Source organism: Rhizobium sp. LEGMi-198b (assembly GCF_054114205.1).
Map to the genome: position 1 here is coordinate 392,338 of NZ_JBSYVH010000003.1, position 26,257 is coordinate 418,594.

Here is a 26,257-nt window from a genome sequence, read left to right on the forward strand (position 1 = left end):
GAATTGGAGGTTGCGTCAATGGCTGAAGCTCAAAAGCTACATCAGCAGGCACACACGGTTCGTCTCGAGCCGGTCGGTGTCGAATTCGAGGTCGAGAACGGCGAAACAGTTCTGAACGCAGCGTTTCGCCAGGGTATCGCTTTGCCGCACGGCTGCAAGGAAGGGCAATGTTCGGCGTGCAAATGCGTCCTGCTCGACGGCGAGGTCGACATGCTCAAATACTCGACATTCGCGCTCAACGACATGGAAAGGGATTCCGGACACATTCTGCTGTGCCGGTCGATCGCCTATTCCGACATGGAAGTCGAGCTCCTGAACTATGACGAGGAGGTTCTCGCAAAGTCGATTGCCGTCAAGACATTCAAGGGCCAGATCACGCATATCGAGAAACTGACCCACGATATCAGAGGCATCGAAATCGAACTCGGTTCCCCAATCAAGTTTTGGGCGGGACAGTATGTCGACATCACAGTCACCACGGAAGAGGGGGAGACGATTACGCGCTCGTTCTCCATGGCAAATACGCCGAGCGAAACCAAAAAACTCTCCTTTATTATCAAAAAATACCCCGCAGGAAAATTCTCCGGCGAGCTCGATTCCGGAGGTATCCGGGTCGGAGCCGATGTCACCGTCGTCGGACCCTATGGAACCTGCTTTCGACGAGAAGACCGACAAGGACCACTAGTGCTGGTGGGGGCGGGATCGGGAATGTCGCCCGTCTGGTCGATCCTCAATGATCATCTTCTAAGCGGTGAGAAACGCCCGGTCTATTTCTTCTATGGTGCGAGGACGGAGGATGACCTTTTCCACCTCGACAGGATCGGTGAGTTGGTGCGTCGTTATCCCGAAGTCACTTTCATCCCGGTGCTTTCGCATGCCGGCGAGAACAGCGGCTGGGGTGGCGAGCGTGGCTTTGTTCACCAAAGCGTGGATGCCAAACTCAAGGAACTGGCAATTGACGGCCAAGGCGATGTCTATGCCTGCGGCCCGCCGCCGATGATCGACGCTCTGCAGCCGGTGCTTTTCATGAACGGCTTCGAGTCCGAGCGCATTTTCTTCGACAAATTTACGACTTCGTCCGGGGGAGGAACTCCGAGCCATTGAGGGCTGGACGAAGAAGAAACAGCAATAGTGCAACTGCAACAAGGGAGTGAGGACTATGCCAGCATTATCGAGTTCAGTGGGGTCGGGCGCAGCCGGAGCGGCAATCTTTGCTGATTCCGATAGCCGGAAATACCGCTATTTCGATCCAAAGGGACAGCGCGCCACACATTACGAGGATGTCACCGTCGACGTCCAACCGGATCCGGAGCGCTATCTGATCCAGCATTGGATCATCTCCTTCGCAAACGGCAAGGGTGCCTATGTCAAGGACAATACGGCAGCGCAGAGCTCCAATTGGCATGCGTTCCGGGCGCCCGATCAGGAGTGGGAACGCACACACTATCAGCGTCAATCGAAGATCGAAACGATGGTGCAGAGCGTGATTTCCAACGCCCGCCGAGCCGGTGCGCCGAAGACGTTTGACAAAGTGTGGATCAAAGTTCTCCAGGCCCATCTCGGAGCCTGGAAACATGCCGAATTCGGGCTCGGCACCTCGCTCATGCAGGCGCAGCGCTATGGCTACACCCAGATGATCAACAACGCCACGCTGACCAACTCGTCCTACAAGCTCCGGCTTGCCCAGGACATCACGCTCTATCTGGCCGAAATCGGCATGGATATTCCTGGTTGGGACGACGAACTCGGCAAGAAGCATTGGCTCGAGGACACTGTCTGGCAAGGCACGCGCGAAGCCATCGAGACAATCATGGGTACTACTGACTATCTCGAACAATATTTCGCGATCAACATCATCTTCGAACCCTTGGTCGGGGAACTGTTTCGCTCAGGTTTTCTAATGCAGGCAGCTGCGGCAAACCATGATTTTGTCACCCCACCGGTGATTTCGGCTGCCGAGGCTGACTATGAGCGCAATCTCGCTAATACGATCGATCTGATCTACCTGCTGGCCAACGATGAAAAGCACGGCGCGGCAAACCGCAAGCTTTTCCAGGGCTGGGTCACCAAGCACGGCGCCCTGGCCGACAAGTCCGCACTTGGCCTTCAGCCGATCTGGTCCATGCCGCATTCCAAGCCGGTTTCGTTTCCCGACGTCAGTGCGCAGTCCCAAGAGCGGATTGGCCAGATCCTCGGCGAACTCGGCCTCAAGCGCTAACACAGGAGATTTCAACATGTCATCAGTAGCCCGCGACGCGTCTCAATCGAACATCTTCAAATCGATGAAGGACATCACCTTCGAACAGACGATTTCCCACCAGTGTGGCGTCACCATGAATGACTCGGTCGAAGCCCGCGCCATTGCAGAATTCATGAGCAAGAAACCCAGCGTTACCGTTACTTACGCGCCGGCGATGATCCGCATCGACGGCAACGGCAAGCTAATTTTCAGAATGGACGAGATCAGCGAATATCTCGGCCGCGAAATGACTGCGGAAATCTTCGAGGTCAATACGTCTACCCACTACGGGCGGATGGTCCGCATCGATGACAATGAGGTCATCCTGTTCGGCGATATGGACGAGGTCTTCGAGTACATCTGACGAAGCCCAGCGTCGGCGCGCCGACGGAGTGGCGCGCCGGAATGTTCAATCATTTGCAGCGGAGGGAACAACAATGTTCAAGACACCGGAAGGCAAGGAAATATTCGTCGTCGATGGGCATACCCATTTCTGGGACGGCAGCCCTGAGAACCAGCGCAACATCCATGGCAAGCAGTTCGTCGAATGCTTCTACGGCTATCACACGGCGCTCAGTCCCAAAGAGCAACTATGGGAAAAAAGCAAGTTCGAGAAATACAGCGCCGACGATCTCTATAGGGATCTGTTCATCAACGGTCCGGATGATGTCGCCATCGTTCAATCGACGTATCTCAAAGATTTCTACAAGAACGGTTTCAATACCATCGAGCGCAACGCCGAGATGGCCAAGCGCTATCCCGAACGCTTCATCGTCAACGGCTCTTTCGACCCACGCGATGGAGAGAAGGCGCTGGAGTATATCCACTGGATGAAGGAAACCTACGACATCAAGGGCGTGAAAATGTACACGGCCGAGTGGAATGGCGCTTCAAAAGGCTGGAAGCTCAATGATCCCGAGGCCTATCGCTGTTTCGAACTTTGCGAAAAGCTTGGGATCAAGAACATCCATGTTCACAAGGGACCGACCATCATCCCGCTCAACAAGGATGCTTTCGACGTCCATGATGTCGACTATGCTGCGACCGACTTCCAGAATCTCAATTGGATCGTCGAACATTGCGGACTGCCCCGGCTGGACGATTTCTGTTGGATCGCGGTGCAGGAAACCAATGTCTATGGCGGTCTCGCGGTCGCGCTTCCCTTCATTCATTCACGACCGCGCTACTTCGCTGAAGTGATTTCCGAGCTGCTTTTCTGGGCCGGTCCGGAAAAAATCCTATTCGGATCCGATTACGCGATCTGGACGCCGCGTTGGTTGGTCGAAAAATTCTGGGCATTCGAACTGCCGGATGACATCAGGAAAGAAAGGGGTGTCGACCTTACACCAGAGATCAAGGAGAAGATCCTGGGTCTTAATGCGGCGCGCATTTATGACATCGACATCGAAGCCAAGAAGGTCGCACTCGCCAGTTCGCCGTTCAGCGTTGCGGCGGAGTAGAGGCCATGAGCGCGGCCAATTTGTTGGAAAGTCGCCAGAGGGAACTCTGGCGGCGCCTCGAAGGGGTCAACGATCCCGAATTGGATGAACCCGTGACGGATATGGGCTTCATCGAGCGCGCGGAGATTGCGGCCGATGGTCGTGTGGAGGTCGGGTTCCGGCTGCCCACATACTGGTGTTCGCCAAATTTTGCCTTCCTGATGCTAGACGATGTCAGGACCGCGCTGGACGCACTATCGTGGTCTCCGGAATATGGGTTGACTCTACATGACCATATGTTTGCAGAAGAGGTGAACAAGGGCATTCTGGAGGGTAAGAGCTTTGCGGAGATTTTCGGATCGCTCGCGGAGAAGACGGACCTCGAGGATCTGCGTGAGAAGTTCCGGCTCAAGGCCTTCAAGCGCCGTCAGGAAGCGATAATCCTCGATCTTCGCAGCAGCGGGATGGCGGATAGTGAAATCGCCGGCATGACGCTTTCCGTTTTCGATACCCTCGGCTTCGGCAGCGAAGACGTGCTGAAGCGGAGGCTGCGTTATCGGCACGCTCTTTTCTTGCGGTGGCCGGCCCTGCATCCGCGCGACCCGGTAATTCTGAGCTATGACGGCGGTCGGGTTACGACGGAGACATTGCCCGTTCATCTGGCCGACCTTCGAAGTGTCCGGATCAACATGGAGTTCAACGGTGCACTTTGCCGCGGGCTCAAGCATACTCGCTACAAGGAAGTGGAGATAGTCGATGGTGAACCGACGCTGGTCGACTTCATCTTGAACCGGGTTCCCGCTCCCGCAGTGCGCGCCGATACCCCGTAATTAAAAGCAACGGCCTTCCCGAAAGAGGCCCCAAATCAACAAACCGCCCATCAGGCGGAAGGAGGAGTCATGCCGAAATTGATGTTGCACAATTCCGAAGCGCGCCGTGCGCTTGCCCGGGGCGTCGCTAGGTTGGCGGCCGCTGTGGAGCCCACTTTAGGGCCAAGAGGTATGAACGCAATGATAGACCGGCCACTGGGTACGCCGATGGTCACTCGCGATGGCGTCAGTATCGCGTCCGAAATCGAGCTACACGATCGTTTCGAGAACATGGGCGCACAGATCGTGCGTGAAGTCTCGATGCAGACCAACGAGATTGCGGGTGATGGCACCACGACGGCCATCGTGCTTGCCAATGCGCTCGTTCAGGGTGGCGTTCACGCCAATGAGCGCGGCGCAAGATCGGTCGATCTTTGCAAGGGGATCGATCTTGCGGTTGAGACGGTGGTCGAGGCCCTGAAGGCCGGCGCCAAGCCTGCAAAGGGTAATGGCACGCTTACCGCGGTCGCCAACATCGCCGCCACTGACCCGAAACTCGGCGCACTGGTTGCCGAAGCCTATGAGCGCGTCGGCACGGATGGCATTATCACCACCGATTTCAGCGTTACGACAGAAACCACACTGGATGTCGTCGAAGGCATGTCTTTCGAGCGTGGCTATCTTTCGCACCATATGGTTACCAACCAGGCAAAGATGGAGGCGGTGCTCGAACGTCCGCTAATCCTCCTCACCGACCTTAAGATTAGGGAATCATCTGCTCTCGATACAGCGCGCCTTATTGCCGACAAGACGGGTCGGCCACTGCTCATCGTTGCGGAAGAAGTCTCGCCGGACGTCGTCGTGACATTGCTCGGCAAGCAGGGGCCAGGGAAATATCTCGTGGTCCATCCGCCGGAATATGGCCACTGGCGCAAGGCGATGCTGGAGGATGTCGCCATCCTCACCGGCGGGCGGGTGATAGCGCGCGATCTCGGCGGGCGGATCGAGGACGTGACTACAGAAGATCTCGGCTCGGCTGAACGCGTCATAACAAGTTCGACCTATACGACGATCGTTCGCGGAGGCGGTGATCCTTCTGCGATTGCCGCCCGCCGGGCGCAAGTACAGCGGCAGTTCGAGGTCGCTCCGCCCAACATCGAACAGGACAAGCTGCGGGAGCGTCTGGCCAAACTTTCGGGTGGCACGGCGGTACTTTATGCTGGCGGAGTTACCCCGGTAGAACAGAAGAGAACGATCCAGTTGATCGAGGACTCTCTGCATGCCGTGCGTGCCGCGGCTGAAGAGGGCGTTGTGGCCGGTGGCGGATCGGCTCTTGCCCAAATTTCGTCCGTGCTGAATGCCACGCTTGCGACCGTGGATCATGATGTCGCAGAGGGTATTCGGCTCGTGCAGTCAGTGTTGACACGGCCGCTATGGCGGATAGCGACAAACGCCGGTGGCGATCCCGATACCATTATTGCCGAAGTTACCCGGATCAACAGCGGCCACGGCTTCAATGCGTCGATCGGCAAATATGAGAACATGATTGACGCCGGCATCGTCGACCCGGTCCGCGTGACCTACACCGCACTTAGAAACGCAGCCTCTGTCGCGAAGCTGATCCTGACGACGGAGACGCTCATCGGCGATCTCGCCGAGAATGAAGATCCGACCGCCGGCCCGGCTCTCGGCGGTGGCGCGGAGAAGCTTGGCCGCGCGTAGAGCGGAGGGGGCGACCGGTTGCCGGGAACAACAAAAATGTCCGGCAACCGGCGTGATAGTGTTCAATCAGTTGAAGGAAAAGACGTTCGCACCCACATTGCGAATACCAGGGGGTTTATAGCTCCGCACTAGATAAATTTGGGCTGCCGTGTCACATGAAGCCGCGCTTGATCCCAAATTGCTCCAGCTTGCGGTAAAGCGTCGGGCGCGACACGCCGAGCCGCCGAGCCACCTTGCTGAGATTGCCGTGTTCCGCCGCCAGTGCGTTCCGAATTGCTTGCCGCTCTGCTTCCTCGAAGCTTAAGACGGGCACTTCCGCTCGCGGCAGCGCATCCGTTGCCGACAGGACGTCGATATGATCTCGTGTCCGCTCGACCATATCTGAGGGCAGGTCTTTGAGGTCGACGAAACCGTTGCTTGAAAGCAGATGCAGGCGCTCGACAAGATTTCGCAGCTCACGGACATTGCCCGGCCAGCGATAGGCGAGCAACGAATCAAGTGCATCGTTTGAAAAGCGCAGCGGCGCAGTTCCCTTACGGTGGGCGAGCTTTCGATTGAAATGCTCGATGAGCAACAGGCTGTCACTGCCCCGTTCCCTGAGGGGAGGAACATGAATCGACACCGTGCTGATCCGGTAAAAGAGATCTCTGCGAAACCGACCGGCTGCTGCTTCTTCCTTAAGGTCCCGGTTGGTTGAGGCGACGACCCGTACATCGACCGGCCGCGAACGGCTGTCTCCAAGACGGTACACGACCCTTTCCTCAAGCACGCGCAACAGGAACGGCTGGATATCCAGCGGCATCTCGCCGATTTCATCGAGGCTGAGAATGCCGCCATTGGCGAGCTCGAAGACGCCTGGCTTGCCATCCCGAGAAGCGCCGGTGAAAGCGCCACTAACATGACCGAACAACTCGCTGCCGAACAATTCCTTGGTAACGGCACCGCAGTTGAGCGCGATAAACGGGTTGTTCGACGATTTGCGGCTTCCTGCGTGAATGAGCCGGGCAAAAAGCTCTTTACCAACGCCGGTTTCGCCTTCGATCAGGAGCGATGTTACTTCTTCGGCTTCGCTGACCCGACAGGCGATATCGATGGCTGCCAGCAACGCCTCGCTTTCACCAACGATAAGCGCGGATTCGTCCTTGAGCCGTTGAGTTCTGCTTTCCCTACCGATCTCGGCCGCTCTGCCGCCCTTGGCCTTGGCAAAGACCAGCGCCGCACCGCGCACTGCTCCGTCCAGCTCCAAGGGGCAAACATTACACGACTGCATGTCCTGTGGGATCGAACCTGCGACGCGATCCAGGAAACCGGAGTTTGTCAACTCCGGCAACCGACAGCTTAGGGCTTCCTGACGAATAGTGTCGCCAAACTGCTTGCTATCCGCAATCGGTATGTTGTTGCTGTAAATTGCGCGTCCATGGCGATCGATGATCATCACCGCATCAGTTGAATGGTAGCTGCCGACAGAGGCGATGAACGCTTCGAGAAGCCGCATCCGCTCTTCATTCTGGGAGTCCGCGAGTGCGCGCTCGATTTCTCGAGCCGCTGCTGCGACGAGAGCGATATTGTGTGGCCGGAAGATATCGGGGTGTCCCGAAAGGTCGACGACACCCATGACTTTTCCATCGAAAGGATCGCGGATCGGCGCGCCTGCACAGGTCCAGGCCTTGATCCCGGCGCAGAAATGTTCTGCGGCATGAACGAACACGGGCTCGCCGGTCCACAGAGCGGTGCCGATGCCATTGGTTCCAACGACGTCTTCGGTCCATTTGCCGCCCACCCCGAGATGAATGTCCATTCCGTCATAGATAGTCTTTTTGTCGCCGATCGCCTGGATCAGTACGCCCTTGCTGTCGGCAAGCATCAGCATAGCGCCGGTTCCATCCAGCAGTCTTCCCATTGCCGAAAACGGTCGGGCGGCGGCCGCCAGAAGTTCGAAATTGCCTCGTGCGAGCGCCTCGACAGCATCTTTGTCTGTCTCCAAAGGCGCTTCGTTTTGTTGCGCATCAATGCCGCCGTTTGCGCAACGGTGCCAGGACTCGTGAATCGTCGATCTCACAGGTAATGAGGAGGAGGCAGGTTCGGAGCGGCCTTCGAGCAACGCTTCCCACGCCCGCATGGTTACCCGCTCGTCATAGTCTGCGTATAGCGTCAAGTCGGCAGCAATGAGTCGATCCCCGCTGGACGATTGAGCCATGGCGGAATTTCTCCGCGTGTATGAATCTTGTTTCATGTGGCTACCACATTCCTCGCTCTAGCGATTCGACACCACCTCGGCCCTTGCAAGCAGCATATGCCGTTCGTCGTTACGCCTCGGAAGGAATATTGAGCCGAAGACCGATATCGGCTGCCAGATCCGCGCTGTCATAAGCGGGACCAAGCGCGACACCATCGATATCAGCAAGTGCTTCGATCATTGTCTCGTCCAGCGGGGCAATGAAACCGTTGTCGGTAGTCGCTAGCGCAAACATCTTCAGACCGCGGCGCTCGCGCAGCTCTCCGATATAGTGCAGTTGCAGTCCGGAGCTGACGTCGACGGCGATCACACGACCGTTAGGCGTGATCCTGATTTTGGGTTCAGGTTCAGGAGCCGGTTTCGCAGAACCACCGATATGGATAATCAATCCCTCAGCCTGCGGCGCCAGTTTAGGCTTCTTCGATTCCGAATAATGGCCACCGCTGATCTGGTCCGCGAGTTTTGTGATCACGTGTTGATTTTGCTGTATCAGGTGCTTGATGCGTGCGTCCTCCCGACGCGGACCGTCCTGCTTCGAAAAGATTTCGACCATGAACCCTCCCAGATCCTGTCTCAATGCGCTTTCGCTAGTCCTATGGCAGTGTGTAGCACTTTTCCGCAGATGCAATAGGGAAGATTACAGGAGCTTTGGGCAGGTGCGGTGGTAGCCCGCTGTGGCAACGCGTAGGGTTGCTGTCGCACAGCTCCCATCCAAGGTCTCCAAATAAATCGCGTCTTGTACGAATGAAGTATGATGGCGAGTTTTCGGGCAACGGCGACATGGGCCTTTTTCATTCCGCTGCGCTAGGCCAGTCGTAATCCCCACGCTTTCAGCGACACCATTTCTTTGTCCGATGCAGTAGTACTGCCGCGGCTTCGAACAGGTAGGTTCGTAAAAGTCTATCACCCCATTTCGATGTCTTGCCGTTTAGGTCAGTCTCGCCTGATTGCTTTCGTCTTGGGGTCAGACTGAGATAGGCTCCAACGGTTGCGGCTGACCGGAAACGGGTCGGGTCATCGATGGTGTGCCTGAAGGACGGAGAAGCTACAAAAGGTCCAAGGTTATGAAATGGCTTTGACTTGTATTTTGCGCCGATGCTGCCGTGGGCCCTTCATCGAAAGGCAAATATTGAGTTGTTGTTCAAATCAATATTTGCCGTAAAGACCGATCGTGGCGACCCGGACTGCGGAAGAAATCCGTCTTATGGTAATGCCGCCCTGCATCTCGGAATGTCAGCAAATTCAGGCAGCACGGCAGGGCTGCCATTCGCGAACCACAGGGCCCGATCGGGCGGGAACACCTTTGCAGCGCAGAAAGGCATAGAGCATCAGTGCATAGTCGCAGCAGGTTCCGACAGACCGCTTGTCGGCCGGCCGCTGGACGTTGAGAGGCTGTTGATCCCTTTTTAGGACGTCGTCAAGGCGTTCCGCAATCGGCAATGTCGTTCGCGGCATCGAACCCAGCCTCGTTTCGTCAAGGCCGTACTCCTTTAGCCAATCGCAATGAAGCAGGATGCCCTGAATGATCTGGATCAGAGCGCCGACCTCGGACGGAAGCGCGGCAATTGCACTGATGTGACGACCCGGATTAGTCATCGCGCTCTGCGCAATCCAGCGATCCCCGCCTTCCGTGTAACTCTCCCTCACATTGATCGGGTCTCACATTGGCTTGAATTCTCTGTCATCAGCAAGGTCAGTAACGGCTCGAGCCGGCACCTCGCTCAAATCTCTCTGGTCGTCTCGCATCCGATTCGAGCTGACGTCGCGCTCATGGAGGTTGCAAATGCTCTTGCGACCAATTTGGGTGTACGTCGTCGAACAGTTGAAAGGGAGGCGGTGTCAGCTCGGTGCCAGGATTGAGTTGCTTCCTGACGAAATCGCGATCCTTTCGCTTCGGCATGAGATTTGAGGACGTCAAGCTACGGTGACCGACCGCAGGCTTCGTAGTGCTTCTATCCAAAACGCCGAAAGTCAAGTTTCACAGGTCGGTCTGATATAAACGTAATATTCTCAGAGGCTTGGTATGTTTGTGGGCGGTGGAAGTACCGGGGCCGACGGTTCGAATCCGTTCAAGGCGCCCGAGACGGTTTTGTCCATACCGAAGAGATAGGTAACAGTTTGTCCCTAAGAGATGGGTGACAACCTCGTGCCGAACGGGTTGTCGATGGTTTGCAAGGTCCTCTGTTCCAGGTCGATATATCCCAGATCATAATGCATGAAGCTGACGAGCCAAATGCCGTCGTCGACTTCTTTGATGCCGAGTTTTTGTCCTGCCATAACGGTCGAGATATTGATCTTCTTGCGGTGCATGCAGATGCGGCCGCAGTTGGTGACGAGCGCATCCCTGTCGTGGAAGGGGTAATTGATCTCCGGCAGGCCCTCATAGGATCTCGATGATGAGACATAGAGGCTGCCCGGCGTTCTCATGTTCAGTGCCTCGTGCGGCCGTTCGGTATTGAATTCGCTGACGAATGCATCGAAGCGGGCCTGCTGCTGCAGGATGTTTCTGGCGGGCGGACGGGTAGCCTCTTTCTTCAGCGTCAGGTGCATACGCTCGTGCCGGCCGTTGTCTTGCGGATGGCCTGGCCTGATGCGTTCGAGCACGATGCCGAGTCTCAGCCACCAAACGGACAGCTTGGACAGATTGTAGAGGCCGTTGGGCGAGGCAAACGGCAAGCCGTTGTCGCTGCGGATGGCGAGCGGCAGGCCGCGCTCGGCAAACAGCCGGCAGAAGGCCTCGAACACGCCCTGCTCGCGCGTTGATTCAAAGGCTTCGCAGGCAAGAAGGAAACGCGAGGCCTGGTCGGTCACCGTCAGCGGGTAACAGTATCCGCCATTGCCAAGTTTGAACTCGCCCTTGAAGTCGGCGCACCACAGATCGTTCGGCATGAGCGCCTGGGATAAGGCCGTTCCCTCGGCTCGATGGCGTTGCCGCTTGCGGGCATGAGCGACCAGCCCGTGCCGGTCGAGAATGGCATGCACCGTGCTTTTGGCGGGCACACGTATATCGCCGGCAAGCTTCCTGACCAATAACTCGCGGATCTTACGCGCACCCCAATGCGGCTTGTCCTTCTTGAGCCGCACGATCATCGCCTCGACCGGCTCGGGCAACTGATTGGCATAGCGCACCGGCCGACGTGATCGATCCGTCAGGGCCTCCAACCCCTCGTCCTTGTAACGGTTGAAGATCTTGTAACCGGTCTTGCGCGAGATGCCGAACGCACGGCACACATCGCTCATGCCTTCGCCCTCAAGCAGACGGGCGACAAATCGAAGACGTTCCTCCATAACCGAAGTCTCTCTCCACGGCATCAACACCTCCCGCCAAAGCGAAAAGTGTCACCCATGTCTCCGGTACAAAACGTCACCTATCTCTCAGGTCGGGCATGGACCTGGCGCCACCAATCCAATTGACTTCCGTGGTGCTTTGTTTGTTTGCAAGGGATCTTGAACCTCGAACATTGGCGCTGAAAAGCGTGTGGATGGTCCTGCCACATAAACGCGACCGCTTCCCAAAGCCCGCAAAGCTGATAGCAAAGACAGCGGGGTCAGAAACAGGGGCTTGCGGACACCGCGTGTCCGGCAAAGGGGACAATATGCGCTTTATGGCAGTTCTTTCGATCGGCCTCGCCATTGCTCTGGCGGGGTGCTCTCAGGTGGCGGAAAAGGCTGAGAAGGCCGCCAACCGCTCGTTCACCAGCTATGCGCTGGGCAAGCCCTATACGGAGATCGCCAATCTCGGCCAGTCGCCGATGGCGCGGCTTTCGGGCTCCGACGCAACCTTCGGGCCGATGATCGGCGCGACGTCATTGAAGAACGGCATGACGATCTATCGCCATATGGCGCCGGCTGCCAGGACCGAGACCGGCACGAATTTCGCCGGCCTGGTCGGCAGTTCCACCGTTTCTGAGAACAACCGGCTTTCCTATTTCCTGGTGGGCGCCGACGGGATCGTCAAGGATTGGGCGACGGGCTCGGTACAGGGCAGCGCCAGCGACTGCGTGCAATACATCGGCGGCATCATCAACCGCTGCAACGACATGCGCCAGCTGCAGGCTTCGCTTGCGCTTTACGACATCAGGGTGGCGACCAAGGCCGGCCAACCCATTTCCAGCTGGGGCGAACCGTAAGTGCCCGGTCAGGTCGTCCGTGGGCCTGTGCTCGTGCTTTCCTGCGATCCAAACGCGGTCGAACGGTCCTGGCTGCAGGCAAGCCTACGCGCCTGAGATGATCGCCAGTATCTGAGAGCAGGAAAAAGCTGGGGATCACACTACGAGGTCGAGCTTCGCCTGATAGAGGCGGCCGTCGGCAACAGTGCTCGGACCTGAAGGACCTGATGAGCACCAATCGGCGCCAATGCATCTGGCGCTTTTTATTCATGCGGGCTTTAACGAGACTGTTGGCGGCGCTTTCAGCCAGCGAACTGGATATCGGCTGCCTGACCAGTATCGTTGGCAGTAGTTGACAATCGAAGCCTTGTTCTGGACCAGATATGTGCGAAGATTTGTGAGCAGCTGATATAGGCGCCTAAGCTTGCTGGTGCCATCGCGCAAGCCGGGATGCTGGTCCAATTGCGCGAGCAGGTGTTTCACCGTTCTGGTCGCCTCTCTGACGTATCCGTACAAAGGAGATGCCGTAACCTCGGCACATGAATCGCGGCGTCTCTAAGAAAGGCGTTCGTATCTTGAACGTAGCTGAGCCCTTCCCAGGTCTGCTCAATGTGCCGAAGCCGCATCGACAAATGGAACCAATCAAGTATGCGGTATCGTCTTTGAGGCGGCGAGCGGAGCACCGCCGAACGTCCCGGAAGCGCCTGTCAAAACTTATTTTTGATTCCGACGTCTCAGAAAATCGCGGAACTGGGCGCGGACCACTCGATGGGGGCGGTCAATTCATTCAGCGACTTTCATTCCTAAAAATATCGGTCGTGAGCTCGTTTCCCGCAGGCCCCGCCTACGGGCAGAAACGGTCGCTAACTTTCTTTTGACCTTGGCCGGTCTCTTTCCACAGGGTCTCGCATAGCAGGTAGTGTTGCCGGCGCATCATTTTCAGCGCTGAGTCTTGCACCCCACGCGGCGGCCCATTCGTCGAGCGGCATGATGAGGCGGACCAACGCCTTCCCTTCTTGGCTCAAGCCATAGCCGCCAGTGCGATGGACTACGATGGCAGCGGCCCGCAATTCCTTGAGGCGTGTGTTTAGGAGGCTCGGATTTGTTTCCGCGATCGCTTGCAGTTCCCGAAACGTTAGAGGTTGTCCTGCTTGAGCAAGCTCCCACAAAACGCGCAAACTCATGCGCCGCCCCAGCAGATCGAGAAGCGCCATAGTTGGGTGCCCGGTTTGCGACCCGCGTACGGGCTGGCCGGGTTTGGGAAATTTCATGCTATACTTTCTGTAGCGCTCGAGGTAATTTTTTGCTAAGAAAATGATAGCAGAAGGACGCGCAAAATGGCACCTCGCATTGAGCCGGCCGGGACGCCCACACGGGAAGACGCGGTGTCTCGGGCAACTTGTTTGCCGTCACCCCTTGCGGCTGTTGACACTTTGGGAAAAGCTGGCGGCATAAAAGCCCATGCGGTCCCCGTGCCGTCCGACAGCGTGCTGGCGCCGTTTTATGTGGGCGCGGACCTGCTGGATGCGTACGCGATTCAGTTACCGGTGGGGTCGAACGACGATCTCGAAGTGCTGGCGCGCGCCGGGTTCGAGCGGCAGGCGTGGTGGATTCGCGCGCTTACGCGGGTGCGCGATGTGGTGATGGCGACAGTCGGCGTTAAATCGTCTCGCGCGGTCGGTGCTGCTGCGGCGGCACGTGGGCCGGTGATTGGCTTCTTTCCACTGCTCTCCAAGAGCGCGAGGGAGTTGGTGCTGGGCGAGGACGACCGGCATCTCGACTTCCGACTTGCGATCCTGCTGCGCGCGGGCGCGGCGGGCGACCGGGAGCTTGTCGTGGTGACCGTGGTGCATTGCCACAACTGGTTGGGGCGGGCGTATATAGCGGTGATCGCGCCGTTCCATCGCGTGATCGCGCCGGCGAGCCTGGAGCAAGCGGCAAGGGCGATATAGGCCGGATCGAAGGGCTCTGTTGCAGAAATTTTTGGAGACGTAAAATTGGAGAGAAATAATCCTTCTATTGCCGTTAAACGCCCCGGAACGGCCTCATAGCGGCTGCCGTTCGAGGTGGCGGAATGTCGAAGAAGCAGCTTTTCGGGTAGTCATCCAAGACCTTCTGGAATTTCATTCTACATAAGAAATTTTTGCAATAGAGCCCGCATTTTCGAGCTGGATCGACCGATGTCGGTGATGTCAGCTGGGTGACGCCGACGGCGCAATGCTGGACGCCGGCCTGGGCGATCGGCACCAATCCTCATACCTGGCAGGTGGTCGCCCAGGGAAAGAGCGCAGCCGCCCACAAGGCCATGGCGCATGCTGCAAAGGCGCTTGCGACGACTGGGCTCTCGCTGATGACGACGCCCGAACTTCTGACCGCGGCCAGGGCCGAATGGGCTGACAAGACCGAAGGGCAGGCGTATATCTGCCCGATACCCGACCATGTGACGCCCGGATCGGTTCACAGCGGTAACTCACGTCATTCTGTTAGCGGTGACTAACCCATACCTGTTTGCAACCCGCTTGCGACATCACATGGAAACGCACTAAGGGTAGGGAAATCGAATGCGCGGGATTGAGAAATTCCCTGCTATCGAACTCCAACGGCGTCCGAAGAGGCGAAGATGACAAGCTCCGAATGGCGGGTGGGAGTGCTGTTTTCCAGAAGCGGAATCAGCGAAATCACGGAAACCGAGCACTTTCTTGGCACAGCGCTTGCGATCGAAGAGGTCAACGCGGCCGGAGGCGTGCTTGGCAAGCCCATCGTTCCGATCGCCTATGATCCGGGCGGCGATCAAACTGCCTATCGCAATCTGGCGCGGCGCCTCCTGGCCGACGACGACGTCAATATCATCTTCGGCGCGTCGATGTCGGCCAGCCGTAAAGCCGTGCTGCCGATTGTCGAGCGGCATAACGGGCTGTTGTTTTATCCCTCGATGTACGAAGGATTCGAGTATTCGGAGAATGTGATCTACACCGGCGCCACGCTCAATCAGAACACCTTCGCGCTCGCGGAATACCTGCTCCGCAACCATGGACGCCGGATCCTCTTCGTCGGAGCGGACTATATTTATCCGCGCGAATCCAATCGGGTCATGCGGGATGTGGTGGAGGCAAAGGGCGGTGAAGTCGTCAGCGAGCGATATCTTCCTCTCCATGCCGACGAGCAAATGCTGCGTTCCGTTATTTCCGATATCGTTCGTCTCGAGCCCGATGCCATCTTCTCGACGCTCGTCGGGCGGCCGGCGCAGCGTTTTTACCGCATGTATGCCGAGGCGGGAATCGATCGAAGGCGGGTTCCGATTGCCAGTCTGACCATGGCCGAGAGCGAGATTCGCGAGATTGGAGCCGACGCTTGCACCGGCCATATTCTTTCGGCGACTTATTTCCAGACGGTCGAAAACGAGGCGAACGAGCGTTTCGTAGCGGCGTTCAAAGCCCGTTTCGGCCAGGACTTCACCACGAGCGTGTGGTCGCAACCGGCCTATGCGCAGGTTCACCTGTTCGCCCGAGCGCTTGCCCGGGCCGGCTCGCTCGATACCCATCGCATTTCCGAGGAAATTCTCCTGGAAGATTTTCTTGCTCCGGAAGGTCGCATCAATTTCGACGCCGATACCCGTCATCTATGGCTGCACCCCCGCATCGGCGTGGCGCGGGCCGACGGGCTTTTCGACATTGCCTGGCAAGCGCCTGGACCGATCCGGCCGGACCCGTATCTGACGGCTTCGCGGTTCGAAGACGTTTGGCTGGAGGCCTGAGATGGCGGGACCGAGCCGGATTATTCAGGATTTGCGGCGCGCACGCGTTCTGGTTGTCCATCCGCGCGACGAGGACGGCAACTTGCTGATCGCCCATCTCAAGCGCCTTGGCTGCGAGGTTCGGGCGACCTGGCCGCTTCCGCCCGCCTTGCCTCCCGACATAGACACCGTCTTCCTGCATGTCGAGGATGTCCATGTCGAGCACGCGCTTGAGATCATCGACCTCCAGCAGACGGCGGTCATCGCCATCCTGACATATGAGAGCCCGACAGCACTCCAGGCGATCATCGACCTCAACGCCCACGGCGTTATCAGCAAACCGCTGCGGCCGCTCGGCATTCTGACGCAATTTGCGCTTGCACGCTATCGGCAAAGTTACGAAAAGCGACTCGCCGGTAAGGTGCAGAAACTCGAGGAAACGTTGAAAAGTCGCCGGCTGGTCGAAAAAGCCGTTTCGGCGCTGCGGGTCATGAATGGTCTCGACGAGGACGCGGCCTATAAGCTCTTGCGCGATCAGGCGACGTCAAAGCGTGTTCCGATGGCGACGATCGCCGAATCCATCATCGCCGCGCAGGACACCATGAAAAGCCTTGGACTGTCCATCGGCGGAAAACCTCAAATTTAAACCCTTAGCTGTATCTACGCACCTTTTGAAAAAGCCCGATAAAGCGGCTTGACGGTCCCATTCTTTCGTGCAAGCCTAAAGATAACGAGCAGGTTTGCTCAGCGGCAGGGCTGCCGCATTCACATCATGGCTATGTAGCCTCTGGTTCACGGATTGAATTCCGTGCCAGAGGTTTTTTGCGTTTGGAGACGAGATTGAGCATCAAGACCTCGACCGCGCGGACGGTAACCATCGCAACCGTCCAGTTCGAACCGATCGTCGGTGATCGCGCCCATAACCTCGCAGCCATCGAGCGGCTGGCAAGGGCAGCGAAGGCCAAGGGCGCAGAAATCATCGTTCTGCCGGAACTGGCCGACAGCGGCTATAACTTCCGTGACGGCGACGAGGTTGCCGCATTGGCCGGCCCGGTACCCGGCGGCCCGAGCGCCGAGACGCTCTGCCGCCTTGCCGCGGAGCTTGCCCTTTATATCGTCAGCGGCGTTGCCGAGCAGGATGGCGGCCGGTTTTACAACAGCGCTCTTCTCTGCGGTCCCGAGGGATATATCGGCAAATACCGCAAGCTCCATCTGTGGAACAACGAAAACCGTCTTTTCGGAAAAGGTGATATCGGGCTGCCGGTATTTGACCTGCCCTTCGGCCGCATCGGCATCGCCATCTGCTATGACGGGTGGTTTCCGGAAACGTTTCGCGAATTGGCGCTGGCCGGCGCGGAACTGGTCTGCGTGCCCACCAACTGGGTACCGATGGCCGGGGCGGAAAGCGCTGCGGAGCCGATGGCCAATATCCTGCACAAGGCGGCCGCCCACACCAATGGCCTTTATATCGCTTGCGCCGACCGGATCGGTATTGAGCGCGGCCAGACCTTCATCGGCCGCAGCCTTATCGTCGGCCCGCTAGGCTGGCCCGTGTCCGGTCCGGCCAGTGCCGATCGCGAGGAAATCCTCCTTGCACAAATCGATCTGTCGAGCGTCACGGAAACCCGCACGCTTAACAGCTTCAATCATCTGCTCGGCGACCGCCGAGCCGATGTCTACGGATAATATCAACCCAACTCAAGAAAGGGGAACAAAATGCAAATGAAAACCATCATCCTGACACTGGCATCCGCGGCATTCGCCACCGCAGCTTTCGCCGAGGATCCAATCAAGATCGGCGTGCCGGTGGGGCTGTCAGGCGCCAACAGCGTCGTCGCACCGTCCGTCGTCCAAGCCGCCGAACTCGCCGTCGAAGAAATCAATGCCAAAGGCGGCGTGCTCGGGCGGCCGTTGGCGCTCGAGATCGCCGACGACGCATCAGGGGCGGCCGGCGCACAAAAGGCCTTCGATTCCCTGGTCTTCCAGAAAGAGGTGAACGTCGTCATCTCCATGGAAACGAGCGCTGCACGCAATGCCGGACTGCCGATCATTTCCAAGGGTGACGTGCCGTATATCTACACGTCTTTCTACGAAGGCAAATCCTGCAACGCCAAGCTTTTCGTCGATGCCTGGGTTCCAGAACAGCAGGTGCCGCCTGTCGTCGATAATTTCATCAGCAAACAGGGCGCAAAGAAGTTCTTCCTGATCGGTTCGGATTATGCTTTCGGACGCGGCATGCTGACCTTCGCCAAAGGCTATATCGAAAAAGCCGGCGCTCAGGTCGTCGGCGAGGAATATCTGCCGATGGACGGCAGCGACTGGACTGCCATCATCTCCAAGGTCCGCTCCTCCGGTGCCGACGCCATCATTACCTCGACGGCCGGCGGCGCACCGAACGTGACCTTGACCAAGCAGTTGCGCTCCTCCGGCGTCACCCTGCCTTACGGCAATCTCGCGGTCGACGAAGGCACCGCCAAGAGCATGGGCGCGGATGCCAAGGACATCTTCCTCTCCGCCTCCTACGTCACCGGCATCGACAGCCCTGAAAACAAGGCGTTCCTCTCGGCCATGGAAAAGAAATTCGGCAAGGAACTGCGAACGCCGAACGATCTTTCCGTGCCGCAATATGAGGCGATCTACCTTTACAAAGCAGCCGTCGAGAAGGCCGGCAGCACGGATACGGCGGATGTGCTCAAGGCTCTTCCCGACGTATCCTTCACCGGTCCGCGCGGCAAGATCTCCATGAACAAGCAGCACCATGCGCCGCTGACGATGTATCTTGGCCAGGTAAAGAACGACGGCAGCGTCGCAGTCGTCGATAGCTTCAAAGACGTCGATCCTGGCGATCAGTGCCCGAACCTCTGAAATCAGCGGGGCGGGGCAGGGGCCCCGCCTCCAGCATCGGAGTTCCAGAAATGACCCTCTTTCTCGATATCGTCAGTACCGCGGCCATTCTCTTCATCGTTGCCGCCGGGCTGCTTGCGATCTTCGGCGTGCTGAAGATCATCAATTTCGCGCATGGCGCATGGCTGACCATCGGGGCTTACTGCGCCGTCGTCGTCAGCGGATTCGGCCTCAATCCATGGCTTGCCATTCCTTTCGCATTTCTGGTCGGAGCGATCCTCGGCGGCGTTGCCGAACGGTTCATCGTGCGGCCTCTTTATCGACGACCGCTCGACGCCATTCTTGCAACCTGGGGGCTAGGCATCGTCATCGGCCAACTGATCACGCTTTGGTTTGGTCGCGATGTGCAGTTCACACCGGCTCTGCTGCCCGGCACCTTCGATCTCTTCGGCATCGGCTACTCGGCCTACCGCCTTTTCGCCATTGCGGCGGCTATCGGTCTGGGTCTCGGTTTCACCTTGCTGCTCGATGGGACAAGGCTTGGTCTTTCCGCGCGGGCAGTCATCATGAACGAAACGCTGGCGCGCGGGCTCGGTATCGACACCGAAAAGGTGCGGCTCGCAACCTTCATGATCGGCACCGGCCTTGCCGCCCTTGCAGGCGTGCTGCTCGCGCCGCTGACCAGCGTCGATCCCAATATGGGCGTCGCCTGGCTGACCGGCGCCTTCATGCTGGTGATGGTCGCGGGCTCTTCTTTCGGCGCGCTTGCCGCCGCCTGTCTCATCTTCGGCGCCGCTCAGGTGCTCGTCAGCACCTATTTCAGTCCGATCCTCGGCGGCATCACCGTCGCCGTCCTCTGCGCAGTCACATTGCGCATACGTCCGAAAGGATTTGCCCGTGCCTGACAAACAGAAACTCCGGCTTGTTCTTTTGCTGGCGCTGGCGTCTGCAGCACTTCTGCTGATCGCTTTCGGACCGATGTTCCTCGGCCGCTTCAGCCTCAACGTCCTCACGCGTTCGATGATTTACGCCATGCTGGCGATCACCGTCGATTTGCTGTGGGGCTATACGGGCGTTCTCACCTTCGGGCAGGCGGCATTCTTTGGCGTCGGCGCCTATGCCACCGCCATGGTTCTCACCCATATTGGCGCAAGCCCGGCGCTTTTCGTCGTCGCCCTTGTCGCCGCCGTGCTCGTTCCGCTCCTGCTTGGTCTCGCGGTCGGCTGGCTGTCGTTCTATCACGGATCGACACCGCTCTATGCCACCGTGATCTCGCTCGTTGTGCCGATCGTCGTTACACAGCTCGTCTTTTCGGGCGGTACCTGGACCGGCTCCTCGAGCGGCCTCGTCGGTTACGAAACTCTCCCGCTCGGGCTTTCCGGCTATTTTCGCCTGTCGGGCACCTGCTTGCTGGCTTTGGCTGTTCTTGGGATCGTCTTTGTCCGGTCGGACGCCGGCCGTCTGCTCGCTGCAATCCGCGACAATGAAGCCCGCGTCGCCTATCTGGGCATGAACCCCGCCCGGACGAAAATCGTCCTGGTCGGCGTTCTTGCCGGCGTATGTGGCCTTGCGGGTTTCCTCTATGCCAATGCGTCCGGTGTCGTCGCGCCCGAGAACACCGGGTTCGTATTCGGAACCGAACTCGTCGTCTGGACGGCGCTTGGTGGTCGGGGAACAATCATCGGGCCCTTGTTCGGCGCAATCGGCATCGATTATCTGAGCGCCAGCCTGTCGGGCGATCTACCCTTCCTGTGGCAACTGATCGTCGGTGCGCTCTTCGTCGTCATGATCATCCTTTTGCCGGGCGGCCTCGCCTCCTTGGTGACGCGTTTCCTGCAGTCCGCAAACTCCAACAGCACTTTGAAGCCCTTGCCGACGCGCATCGTCGCCAAGAATGGTGGGTTGGCAGGCGGAAGCCTTCTGTCGATCCGCGGTCTCGGCAAGTCCTATGGCAGCTTATCCGTGCTGAAGGGCATCGACCTTGAAATCGGCGCCGGAGAACTCGTCAGCCTGGTCGGCCCGAACGGCGCCGGCAAGACCACTCTGATGCGTTGTCTGTCGGACGGTACCCAAGAGATCGAAGGTCAAGTGGATATCATCGGTACGAATATCGCTGGTCGTTCACCCGAACGGATCGTCGCCCTCGGTGTCGGCCGGAAATTTCAGGTCGCCAGCATCTTCGACAGCATGACCATCGGCGAATGCCTGAAGATGGCGCGTCTCAGCCGTGAGACGCCCAACCCGATGCGCTCGTCCGCCGAGATCGTGCTGCCGGCTGCTGCGGCCGAGATCCTGATGCTCACCGGCATGGCTGACATGCTGGACAAACCGGTCTCGCTACTGTCGCACGGTCAAAGGCAGGCTCTCGAGCTGGCGATGGTCGTCGCTCTGGAGCCACGCATCATTCTGCTCGACGAGCCGACTGCGGGCCTAACCAAGACCGAGCGCATGACCATCGGCGCCATCCTCAAGAAACTCACGGACGAGATGGGTTTCGCCGCCATCCTGGTGGAACACGATCTCGATTTCGTGCGTGACATATCGAGCCGCATCGTGGTTCTCCACCAAGGCAAGCTTGTTCTCGACGGCACGGTGAATGACGTGGTCAATTCCGAAACGGTTCGCACCATCTACGCAGGAGGCGCCCATGGCTGACGCGTTCAAACTCAAGCTCAGCGGCGTATCGAGCGGATATGGCGCGGTCGATGTCGTCAATGGCGTGTCGCTCGCCATCCGGCCCGGCGAGATCTTTGCCCTCATGGGCAAGAACGGCATGGGCAAAACGACGCTGCTGAAGACGATCCTCGGCTTCCTGCGTGCCGGCAAAGGTACAATCGAGGTCGATGGTGCCGTTATCATCGACAGGAAGCCTGCGGAACTAATCGCTTCCGGAATCGGCTATGCACCTCAAGAATTGCCGTTGTTTCAGGATCTCTCCATCCGCGACAATCTGCGCCTCGCGCTCAAAGGCGATCGGGATCTGGCATCCGCGCTGGAGAGGGTCTACGGCTATTTCCCGTTTCTGAAGGACCGGCTGCCCCAGAAGGCCGGCACGCTTTCGGGGGGTGAGCAGAAAATGCTGATCCTGGCGCGGGCGCTGATGCTGCGGCCAAAGCTGCTGCTGATCGACGAAATCTCCGAAGGCCTGCAGCCCTCTGTCGTACAGAACATTGCCAAAGCGCTGAGGCACGACCGTGAGCAGCGCGGCACGACCATCCTGCTGGTCGAACAGAACCTGGACTTCGCCCTTTCCGTGGCGGACCGCTGGGCCATTCTCAAACTTGGAGCGATCGAAGACGAAAGCCCCAATGGTCCAGACAGCCGCAACCGTGTCTTGCAGCATCTGAAGATCTAGGGAGCGGTTAAGTGCAGGACCGGTGGAATGCATTCATGCCCTATCCGCAGGTAGATGTCGGCCACGCATCCGCCGGCCCGCTTTCCGGCCTTCGCCTCGCAGTGAAGGACCTTTTTGACGTCGCCGGCTATCCTACGGCGGCCGGCAATGCCGCGGTGCTCGCTGCTTCGGGCATCAAGACGGCGACGGCGCCTTTGGTCCAGACGCTCCTGAATGCCGGTGCCTGTTTCGTCGGCAAAACCAACACGGATGAGCTCGCCTATTCCCTTATTGGCGGCAACATCCATTTCGGCATGCCGAAAAACCCACATGATCCGGGCCTCATTCCCGGCGGGTCATCGTCGGGTTCGGCCGTCGCGGTTGCCGCGGGCCTCGCGGATCTCGGCCTTGGAACAGACACATCCGGCTCCGTCCGGCTACCCGCCGCCATCAACGGCCTCATCGGCTGGCGGCCGACACATGGAAGCCTCGACAACAGGGCGCTGCGCCCGCTGGCGCCGAGCTTCGATGTGCCGGGTTTCATGACGCGAAGTCTCGAACCGATGGCCGCGGTGATGAGCGCCGTTGGCATGCCCTCGGCAAATGACCGACCATCATCCATGCTCATTCCCGAGGATATTTTCGAAACCATCGACGACGTGATCGCCGACGAGATGATCGCCAGTCTTCGATCGGCGGGCATGCCTATCCGCAGGACCGCTTCCATCATCTCATTCAGCCTCGCGGATCTCGCTTTGGCGTTTATCACCATCCTCCAAAAGGAAGCCTGGGAAAGCAACAAAACGCTCTTCGAACGGAGTCCTGAAGCCATTGCTCCCGATATCGCCGCGCGTCTTCTAGCAGGCTCCCGCCTGGACGACGAAGCGGTGCGCGAGGCGCACAGAATCCGCGAGCTGTTTTCGGGGGAAATCGACCGGTTGCTCTGCGAAAATGCGGTTGTCGTTCTTCCGACATTGGCCACGAGCCCACCAACGCGCGATGCCGAACCGGAGAGCTTCGCCGCATTTCGTTCCGCCTGCATCAAGCTTCTTTGTCTCTCGGGCCTTAGCGGCTGCCCGCAGCTGGCTTTTCCAGTCGCCAGTTGTGCCGAGAACGTTTCGCTTTCCTTGTTCGGCGCAAGGAGCGCTGACAGGATGCTTGTTAATGTAGCTAGGCGACTAAGCGCGGAATGAAAGCGCAGATGTAAGTTCGAAGACGGACGGGGTTGTCCGTTCGCATGCTTCGCCGATGACGCAGTTTCATGAAGAAAGGATACGCTGCAATTTCGCACTTGGGGGTCTATAGTTCGCCTCCTTTCGAGGCGGTGGATCAAGAGGAACCGACACCTCATTTACGATCTCCCAGTGTTGACAAGCAAGTACGCTAAAACAGCGACAGGGAACGCAAGAAAGCAGGCTGATTGGAGTCTAACCAGCATCCGATCCGGGTCCGCGAAGACGGGCCGCAGTTCCACAGCCTTGGCGATCAGGGGATGTGAAATTTGCCGCTGCAAAAACGATGGCGTCCATAGCGCTCGCAGATCAAAACCTGACCAGCGCTTCTTCATGCGCGCATCGGTAGGATTTCCGGAGCCTGCACCACTTCGGCGTGGGACATAGAAATCTACAAATTTGGTAGAAAATTGAAATTCCCTTCTCCCTTCCGTAGCTGAATCGAAGCGATACGCTTTGCCAATCGCTCTCCTCCTCAAGACAATATCGTCAGTGGCACCGTCATCAGAGTGCTGCCAGAACGATTTTGATTGGAATTCAGGAAGGAAACGCAAATGGCATTTCGCCCCCTGCATGATCGCGTCGTGATCCGGCGCGTCGAGAGCGAGGAGAAGACAAAAGGCGGGATCATTATTCCGGACACGGCCAAGGAAAAACCCCAAGAGGGCGCCGTCGTCGCCGTCGGTCCGGGCGTGCGAGACGAGAACGGTAAGCTCGCGCCCCTCGACGTCAAGGCCGGTGACCGCGTGCTGTTCGGCAAATGGTCCGGCAACGAGATCAAGATCGACGGCGAAGACCTGCTGATCGTCAAGGAAGCCGACATCCTCGGCGTTGTGGCCTAACTCGGCATTTTAGGAAGGAACTCTTTATGGCTGCCAAGGAAGTCAAATTTTCCACCGATGCCCGTCAGCGACTATTGCGCGGCGTCGATATTCTCGCCGACGCGGTGAAGGTGACGCTGGGTCCGAAGGGGCGCAATGTCGTTATCGAAAAATCGTTCGGTGCTCCGCGCATCACCAAGGACGGCGTCTCCGTCGCCAAAGAGATCGAGCTTGAGGACAAGTTCGAAAATCTCGGGGCGCAGCTGTTGCGCGAAGTCGCCTCCAAGACCAATGATCTTGCCGGTGACGGCACCACAACGGCAACCGTGCTGGCACAGGCCATTGTTCGCGAGGGCGCAAAGGCTGTCGCCGCTGGCTTGAATCCTCAAGATCTGAAGCGTGGCATTGACATTGCCACCGCCGAAGCCATTCGCAGCATCAAGGAACGTTCGCGCAAGGTCGCCTCTTCCGATGAGGTTGCACAGGTCGGAACGATCTCGGCCAATGGTGAAGGCGAAATCGGCAGGCTTATCGCCGAAGCTGTCCAGAAAGTCGGCAATGAAGGTGTCATTACTGTCGAAGAGGCAAAAAGCTTCGAAACAGAACTGGATGTCGTCGAAGGGCTGCAATTTGATCGGGGTTATCTGTCACCTTACTTCGTCACGAATGCGGAAAAGCTGATCGTCGAATACGAGGATGCCTATATCCTGATCCATGAGAAGAAGCTCGGATCGCTTCAGCCGTTGCTGCCGCTGCTGGAGGCAGTGGTTCAGACCGGCAGACCACTCCTGATCATCGCCGAGGATGTCGAAGGCGAGGCGCTGGCAACGCTCGTTGTCAATAAGCTGCGCGGTGGCCTGAAGATCGCCGCCGTCAAGGCGCCAGGTTTCGGTGACCGCCGCAAGGCGCTGCTTGAGGACATCGCGATCGTCACCGGCGGTGAAGTGATCTCCGAAGATATCGGTATCAAGCTGGAGAATGTCACACTCGACCAGCTTGGCCGGGCAAAAAAGCTCCGCATCGACAAGGAGAACACGACGGTCGTCGACGGCGCCGGCGCAAAGGCTGAAATTGACGCCCGTGTTCAGCAGATCAAGACGCAGATCGAGGAAACGTCCTCAGATTACGACCGCGAAAAGCTGCAGGAACGTGTTGCGAAGCTTGCTGGCGGTGTCGCGGTCATTCGCGTCGGCGGTTCCACTGAGATCGAAGTCAAGGAGAAGAAGGATCGTGTCGACGACGCGCTGAATGCGACGCGTGCGGCGATCGAAGAAGGCATCGTACCGGGCGGCGGCGTGGCGCTTCTTCGGGCGAAGACCAAGGTCGAAGCTCTGAAGAACGACAATCCCGATATCCAGGCCGGCATTCATATTCTGCTGAAGGCGCTTGAGGCGCCGATCCGCCAGATCGCCGAAAACGCCGGCGTCGAAGGCTCGATCGTCGTCGGGAAGGTGCTGGAGAACAGCTCGCCGACCTTTGGCTTCAACGCCCAGTCGGAGAAGTATGTCGATCTCCTCGAGGAAGGCATCGTCGATCCCGCCAAGGTGGTGCGCACCGCGCTTCAGGACGCCGCCTCCGTCGCCGGTCTTCTGGTAACGACCGAGGCGCTCATTGCCGAAGTGCCCAAGGAAAAGTCGGCGCCTCCGGCTGCACCGGGCGGCGGCTTCGACTATTGAGCCCCGTCGGCTGATAGGTCGCCGGCGGAGATCTCCGCCGGCGAATGCACCGAGGTTACCGGA

General features: G+C 58.3%; 23 protein-coding genes and 3 pseudogenes. 19 read left to right on the plus strand and 7 right to left on the minus strand.

All coding sequences use genetic code 11. The features are described 5' to 3' along the window. Positions 1-18 precede the first annotated feature (18 nt). The 6 genes from ACXHXG_RS14720 to groEL all read left to right on the plus strand — a co-directional run bounded on the left by ACXHXG_RS14720 (position 19) and on the right by groEL (position 6,209). Positions 19-1,104: an NADH:ubiquinone reductase (Na(+)-transporting) subunit F gene (locus ACXHXG_RS14720; protein ID WP_260304556.1), complete on the plus strand. Its 1,086-nt coding sequence runs from the start codon at positions 19-21 to the stop codon at positions 1,102-1,104. A gap of 55 nt (positions 1,105-1,159) precedes the next feature. Continuing rightward, a complete protein-coding gene (locus ACXHXG_RS14725) occupies positions 1,160-2,218 on the plus strand; it encodes an aromatic/alkene monooxygenase hydroxylase subunit beta (RefSeq protein ID WP_457899736.1) in 1,059 nt (352 codons plus the stop codon). A 16-nt stretch (positions 2,219-2,234) separates the two neighbouring features. Then, on the plus strand, positions 2,235-2,603 hold the full coding sequence (locus tag ACXHXG_RS14730; RefSeq protein WP_457899737.1) for an MmoB/DmpM family protein: 369 nt from the start codon (positions 2,235-2,237) through the stop codon (positions 2,601-2,603). A 73-nt stretch (positions 2,604-2,676) separates the two neighbouring features. After that, complete coding sequence (locus ACXHXG_RS14735; RefSeq protein ID WP_260304553.1) at positions 2,677-3,699, plus strand: amidohydrolase family protein; 1,023 nt, start codon at positions 2,677-2,679, stop codon at positions 3,697-3,699. A gap of 5 nt (positions 3,700-3,704) precedes the next feature. Further along, positions 3,705-4,508 carry an iron-sulfur cluster assembly protein gene (locus ACXHXG_RS14740; RefSeq protein WP_457899738.1) on the plus strand — a complete coding sequence of 268 codons (804 nt, stop codon included), beginning with the start codon at positions 3,705-3,707 and terminating at the stop codon, positions 4,506-4,508. 69 nt (positions 4,509-4,577) lie between these two features. Beyond that, positions 4,578-6,209 (plus strand): molecular chaperone GroEL, encoded by a 1,632-nt coding sequence (groEL, locus tag ACXHXG_RS14745; protein ID WP_457899739.1) that lies wholly within the window; start codon positions 4,578-4,580, stop codon positions 6,207-6,209. Positions 6,210-6,360: 151 nt separating this feature from the next. Here the strand turns inward: groEL and ACXHXG_RS14750 are convergent, their stop codons facing one another. From ACXHXG_RS14750 to ACXHXG_RS14770, 5 genes and pseudogenes are all read right to left on the minus strand, one after another. Next, on the minus strand, positions 6,361-8,442 hold the full coding sequence (locus tag ACXHXG_RS14750) for a sigma-54-dependent Fis family transcriptional regulator (RefSeq protein ID WP_457899740.1): 2,082 nt from the start codon (positions 8,440-8,442) through the stop codon (positions 6,361-6,363). 73 nt (positions 8,443-8,515) lie between these two features. After that, complete coding sequence (locus ACXHXG_RS14755; protein ID WP_260304549.1) at positions 8,516-8,998, minus strand: hypothetical protein; 483 nt, start codon at positions 8,996-8,998, stop codon at positions 8,516-8,518. Between the two features lie 191 nt (positions 8,999-9,189). Further along, positions 9,190-9,494, minus strand: a pseudogene (locus ACXHXG_RS14760) (transposase); the annotation flags it as partial. Between the two features lie 193 nt (positions 9,495-9,687). Then, on the minus strand, positions 9,688-10,041 hold the full coding sequence (locus tag ACXHXG_RS14765) for a transglutaminase-like domain-containing protein (protein WP_457899741.1): 354 nt from the start codon (positions 10,039-10,041) through the stop codon (positions 9,688-9,690). Positions 10,042-10,569: 528 nt separating this feature from the next. After that, on the minus strand, positions 10,570-11,757 hold the full coding sequence (locus tag ACXHXG_RS14770) for an IS481 family transposase (protein ID WP_457899742.1): 1,188 nt from the start codon (positions 11,755-11,757) through the stop codon (positions 10,570-10,572). A 284-nt stretch (positions 11,758-12,041) separates the two neighbouring features. Between ACXHXG_RS14770 and ACXHXG_RS14775 the strand changes: the two genes are divergently transcribed. After that, positions 12,042-12,575: a hypothetical protein gene (locus tag ACXHXG_RS14775; RefSeq protein WP_457899743.1), complete on the plus strand. Its 534-nt coding sequence runs from the start codon at positions 12,042-12,044 to the stop codon at positions 12,573-12,575. Between the two features lie 135 nt (positions 12,576-12,710). On the opposite strand, the pseudogene ACXHXG_RS14780 reads toward ACXHXG_RS14775, so the two are convergent. Continuing rightward, a pseudogene (locus ACXHXG_RS14780) lies at positions 12,711-13,246 on the minus strand (hypothetical protein); the annotation flags it as partial. A 171-nt stretch (positions 13,247-13,417) separates the two neighbouring features. Beyond that, positions 13,418-13,768 carry a winged helix-turn-helix transcriptional regulator gene (locus ACXHXG_RS14785; protein ID WP_457899744.1) on the minus strand — a complete coding sequence of 117 codons (351 nt, stop codon included), beginning with the start codon at positions 13,766-13,768 and terminating at the stop codon, positions 13,418-13,420. Between the two features lie 258 nt (positions 13,769-14,026). On the opposite strand from ACXHXG_RS14785, the gene ACXHXG_RS14790 reads away from it, so the two are divergent. From ACXHXG_RS14790 to groL, 12 genes and pseudogenes are all read left to right on the plus strand, one after another. Beyond that, positions 14,027-14,506, plus strand: coding sequence for a DUF2867 domain-containing protein (locus tag ACXHXG_RS14790; RefSeq protein WP_457899745.1), 480 nt, complete (start codon positions 14,027-14,029; stop codon positions 14,504-14,506). Between the two features lie 206 nt (positions 14,507-14,712). Continuing rightward, a pseudogene (locus ACXHXG_RS14795) lies at positions 14,713-15,051 on the plus strand (amidohydrolase); the annotation flags it as partial. A gap of 123 nt (positions 15,052-15,174) precedes the next feature. Beyond that, positions 15,175-16,308: a transporter substrate-binding domain-containing protein gene (locus ACXHXG_RS14800; RefSeq protein WP_457899746.1), complete on the plus strand. Its 1,134-nt coding sequence runs from the start codon at positions 15,175-15,177 to the stop codon at positions 16,306-16,308. A 1-nt stretch (position 16,309) separates the two neighbouring features. Beyond that, positions 16,310-16,933: an ANTAR domain-containing response regulator gene (locus ACXHXG_RS14805; protein ID WP_283052691.1), complete on the plus strand. Its 624-nt coding sequence runs from the start codon at positions 16,310-16,312 to the stop codon at positions 16,931-16,933. A 194-nt stretch (positions 16,934-17,127) separates the two neighbouring features. Next, positions 17,128-17,973 (plus strand): nitrilase family protein, encoded by an 846-nt coding sequence (locus ACXHXG_RS14810; RefSeq protein ID WP_457899747.1) that lies wholly within the window; start codon positions 17,128-17,130, stop codon positions 17,971-17,973. 30 nt (positions 17,974-18,003) lie between these two features. After that, complete coding sequence (locus tag ACXHXG_RS14815) at positions 18,004-19,152, plus strand: substrate-binding protein (RefSeq protein ID WP_104827711.1); 1,149 nt, start codon at positions 18,004-18,006, stop codon at positions 19,150-19,152. A gap of 50 nt (positions 19,153-19,202) precedes the next feature. After that, positions 19,203-20,036, plus strand: a complete 834-nt coding sequence (locus ACXHXG_RS14820; protein WP_260304433.1) for a branched-chain amino acid ABC transporter permease — start codon at positions 19,203-19,205, stop codon at positions 20,034-20,036. Next, positions 20,029-21,786, plus strand: a complete 1,758-nt coding sequence (locus ACXHXG_RS14825; protein ID WP_245464133.1) for a branched-chain amino acid ABC transporter ATP-binding protein/permease — start codon at positions 20,029-20,031, stop codon at positions 21,784-21,786. The genes ACXHXG_RS14820 and ACXHXG_RS14825 overlap by 8 nt, the downstream gene beginning before the upstream one ends. Beyond that, positions 21,779-22,486 (plus strand): ABC transporter ATP-binding protein, encoded by a 708-nt coding sequence (locus ACXHXG_RS14830; RefSeq protein WP_104827708.1) that lies wholly within the window; start codon positions 21,779-21,781, stop codon positions 22,484-22,486. The genes ACXHXG_RS14825 and ACXHXG_RS14830 overlap by 8 nt, the downstream gene beginning before the upstream one ends. 11 nt (positions 22,487-22,497) lie before the next feature. Then, positions 22,498-23,658 carry an amidase family protein gene (locus ACXHXG_RS14835; RefSeq protein WP_457899748.1) on the plus strand — a complete coding sequence of 387 codons (1,161 nt, stop codon included), beginning with the start codon at positions 22,498-22,500 and terminating at the stop codon, positions 23,656-23,658. A 593-nt stretch (positions 23,659-24,251) separates the two neighbouring features. After that, entirely contained in the window at positions 24,252-24,539 is a 288-nt protein-coding gene (gene groES, locus ACXHXG_RS14840; protein ID WP_457899749.1) for a co-chaperone GroES, read from the plus strand. A gap of 26 nt (positions 24,540-24,565) precedes the next feature. Continuing rightward, a complete protein-coding gene (gene groL, locus ACXHXG_RS14845; RefSeq protein ID WP_457899750.1) occupies positions 24,566-26,194 on the plus strand; it encodes a chaperonin GroEL in 1,629 nt (542 codons plus the stop codon). Positions 26,195-26,257 lie beyond the last annotated feature (63 nt).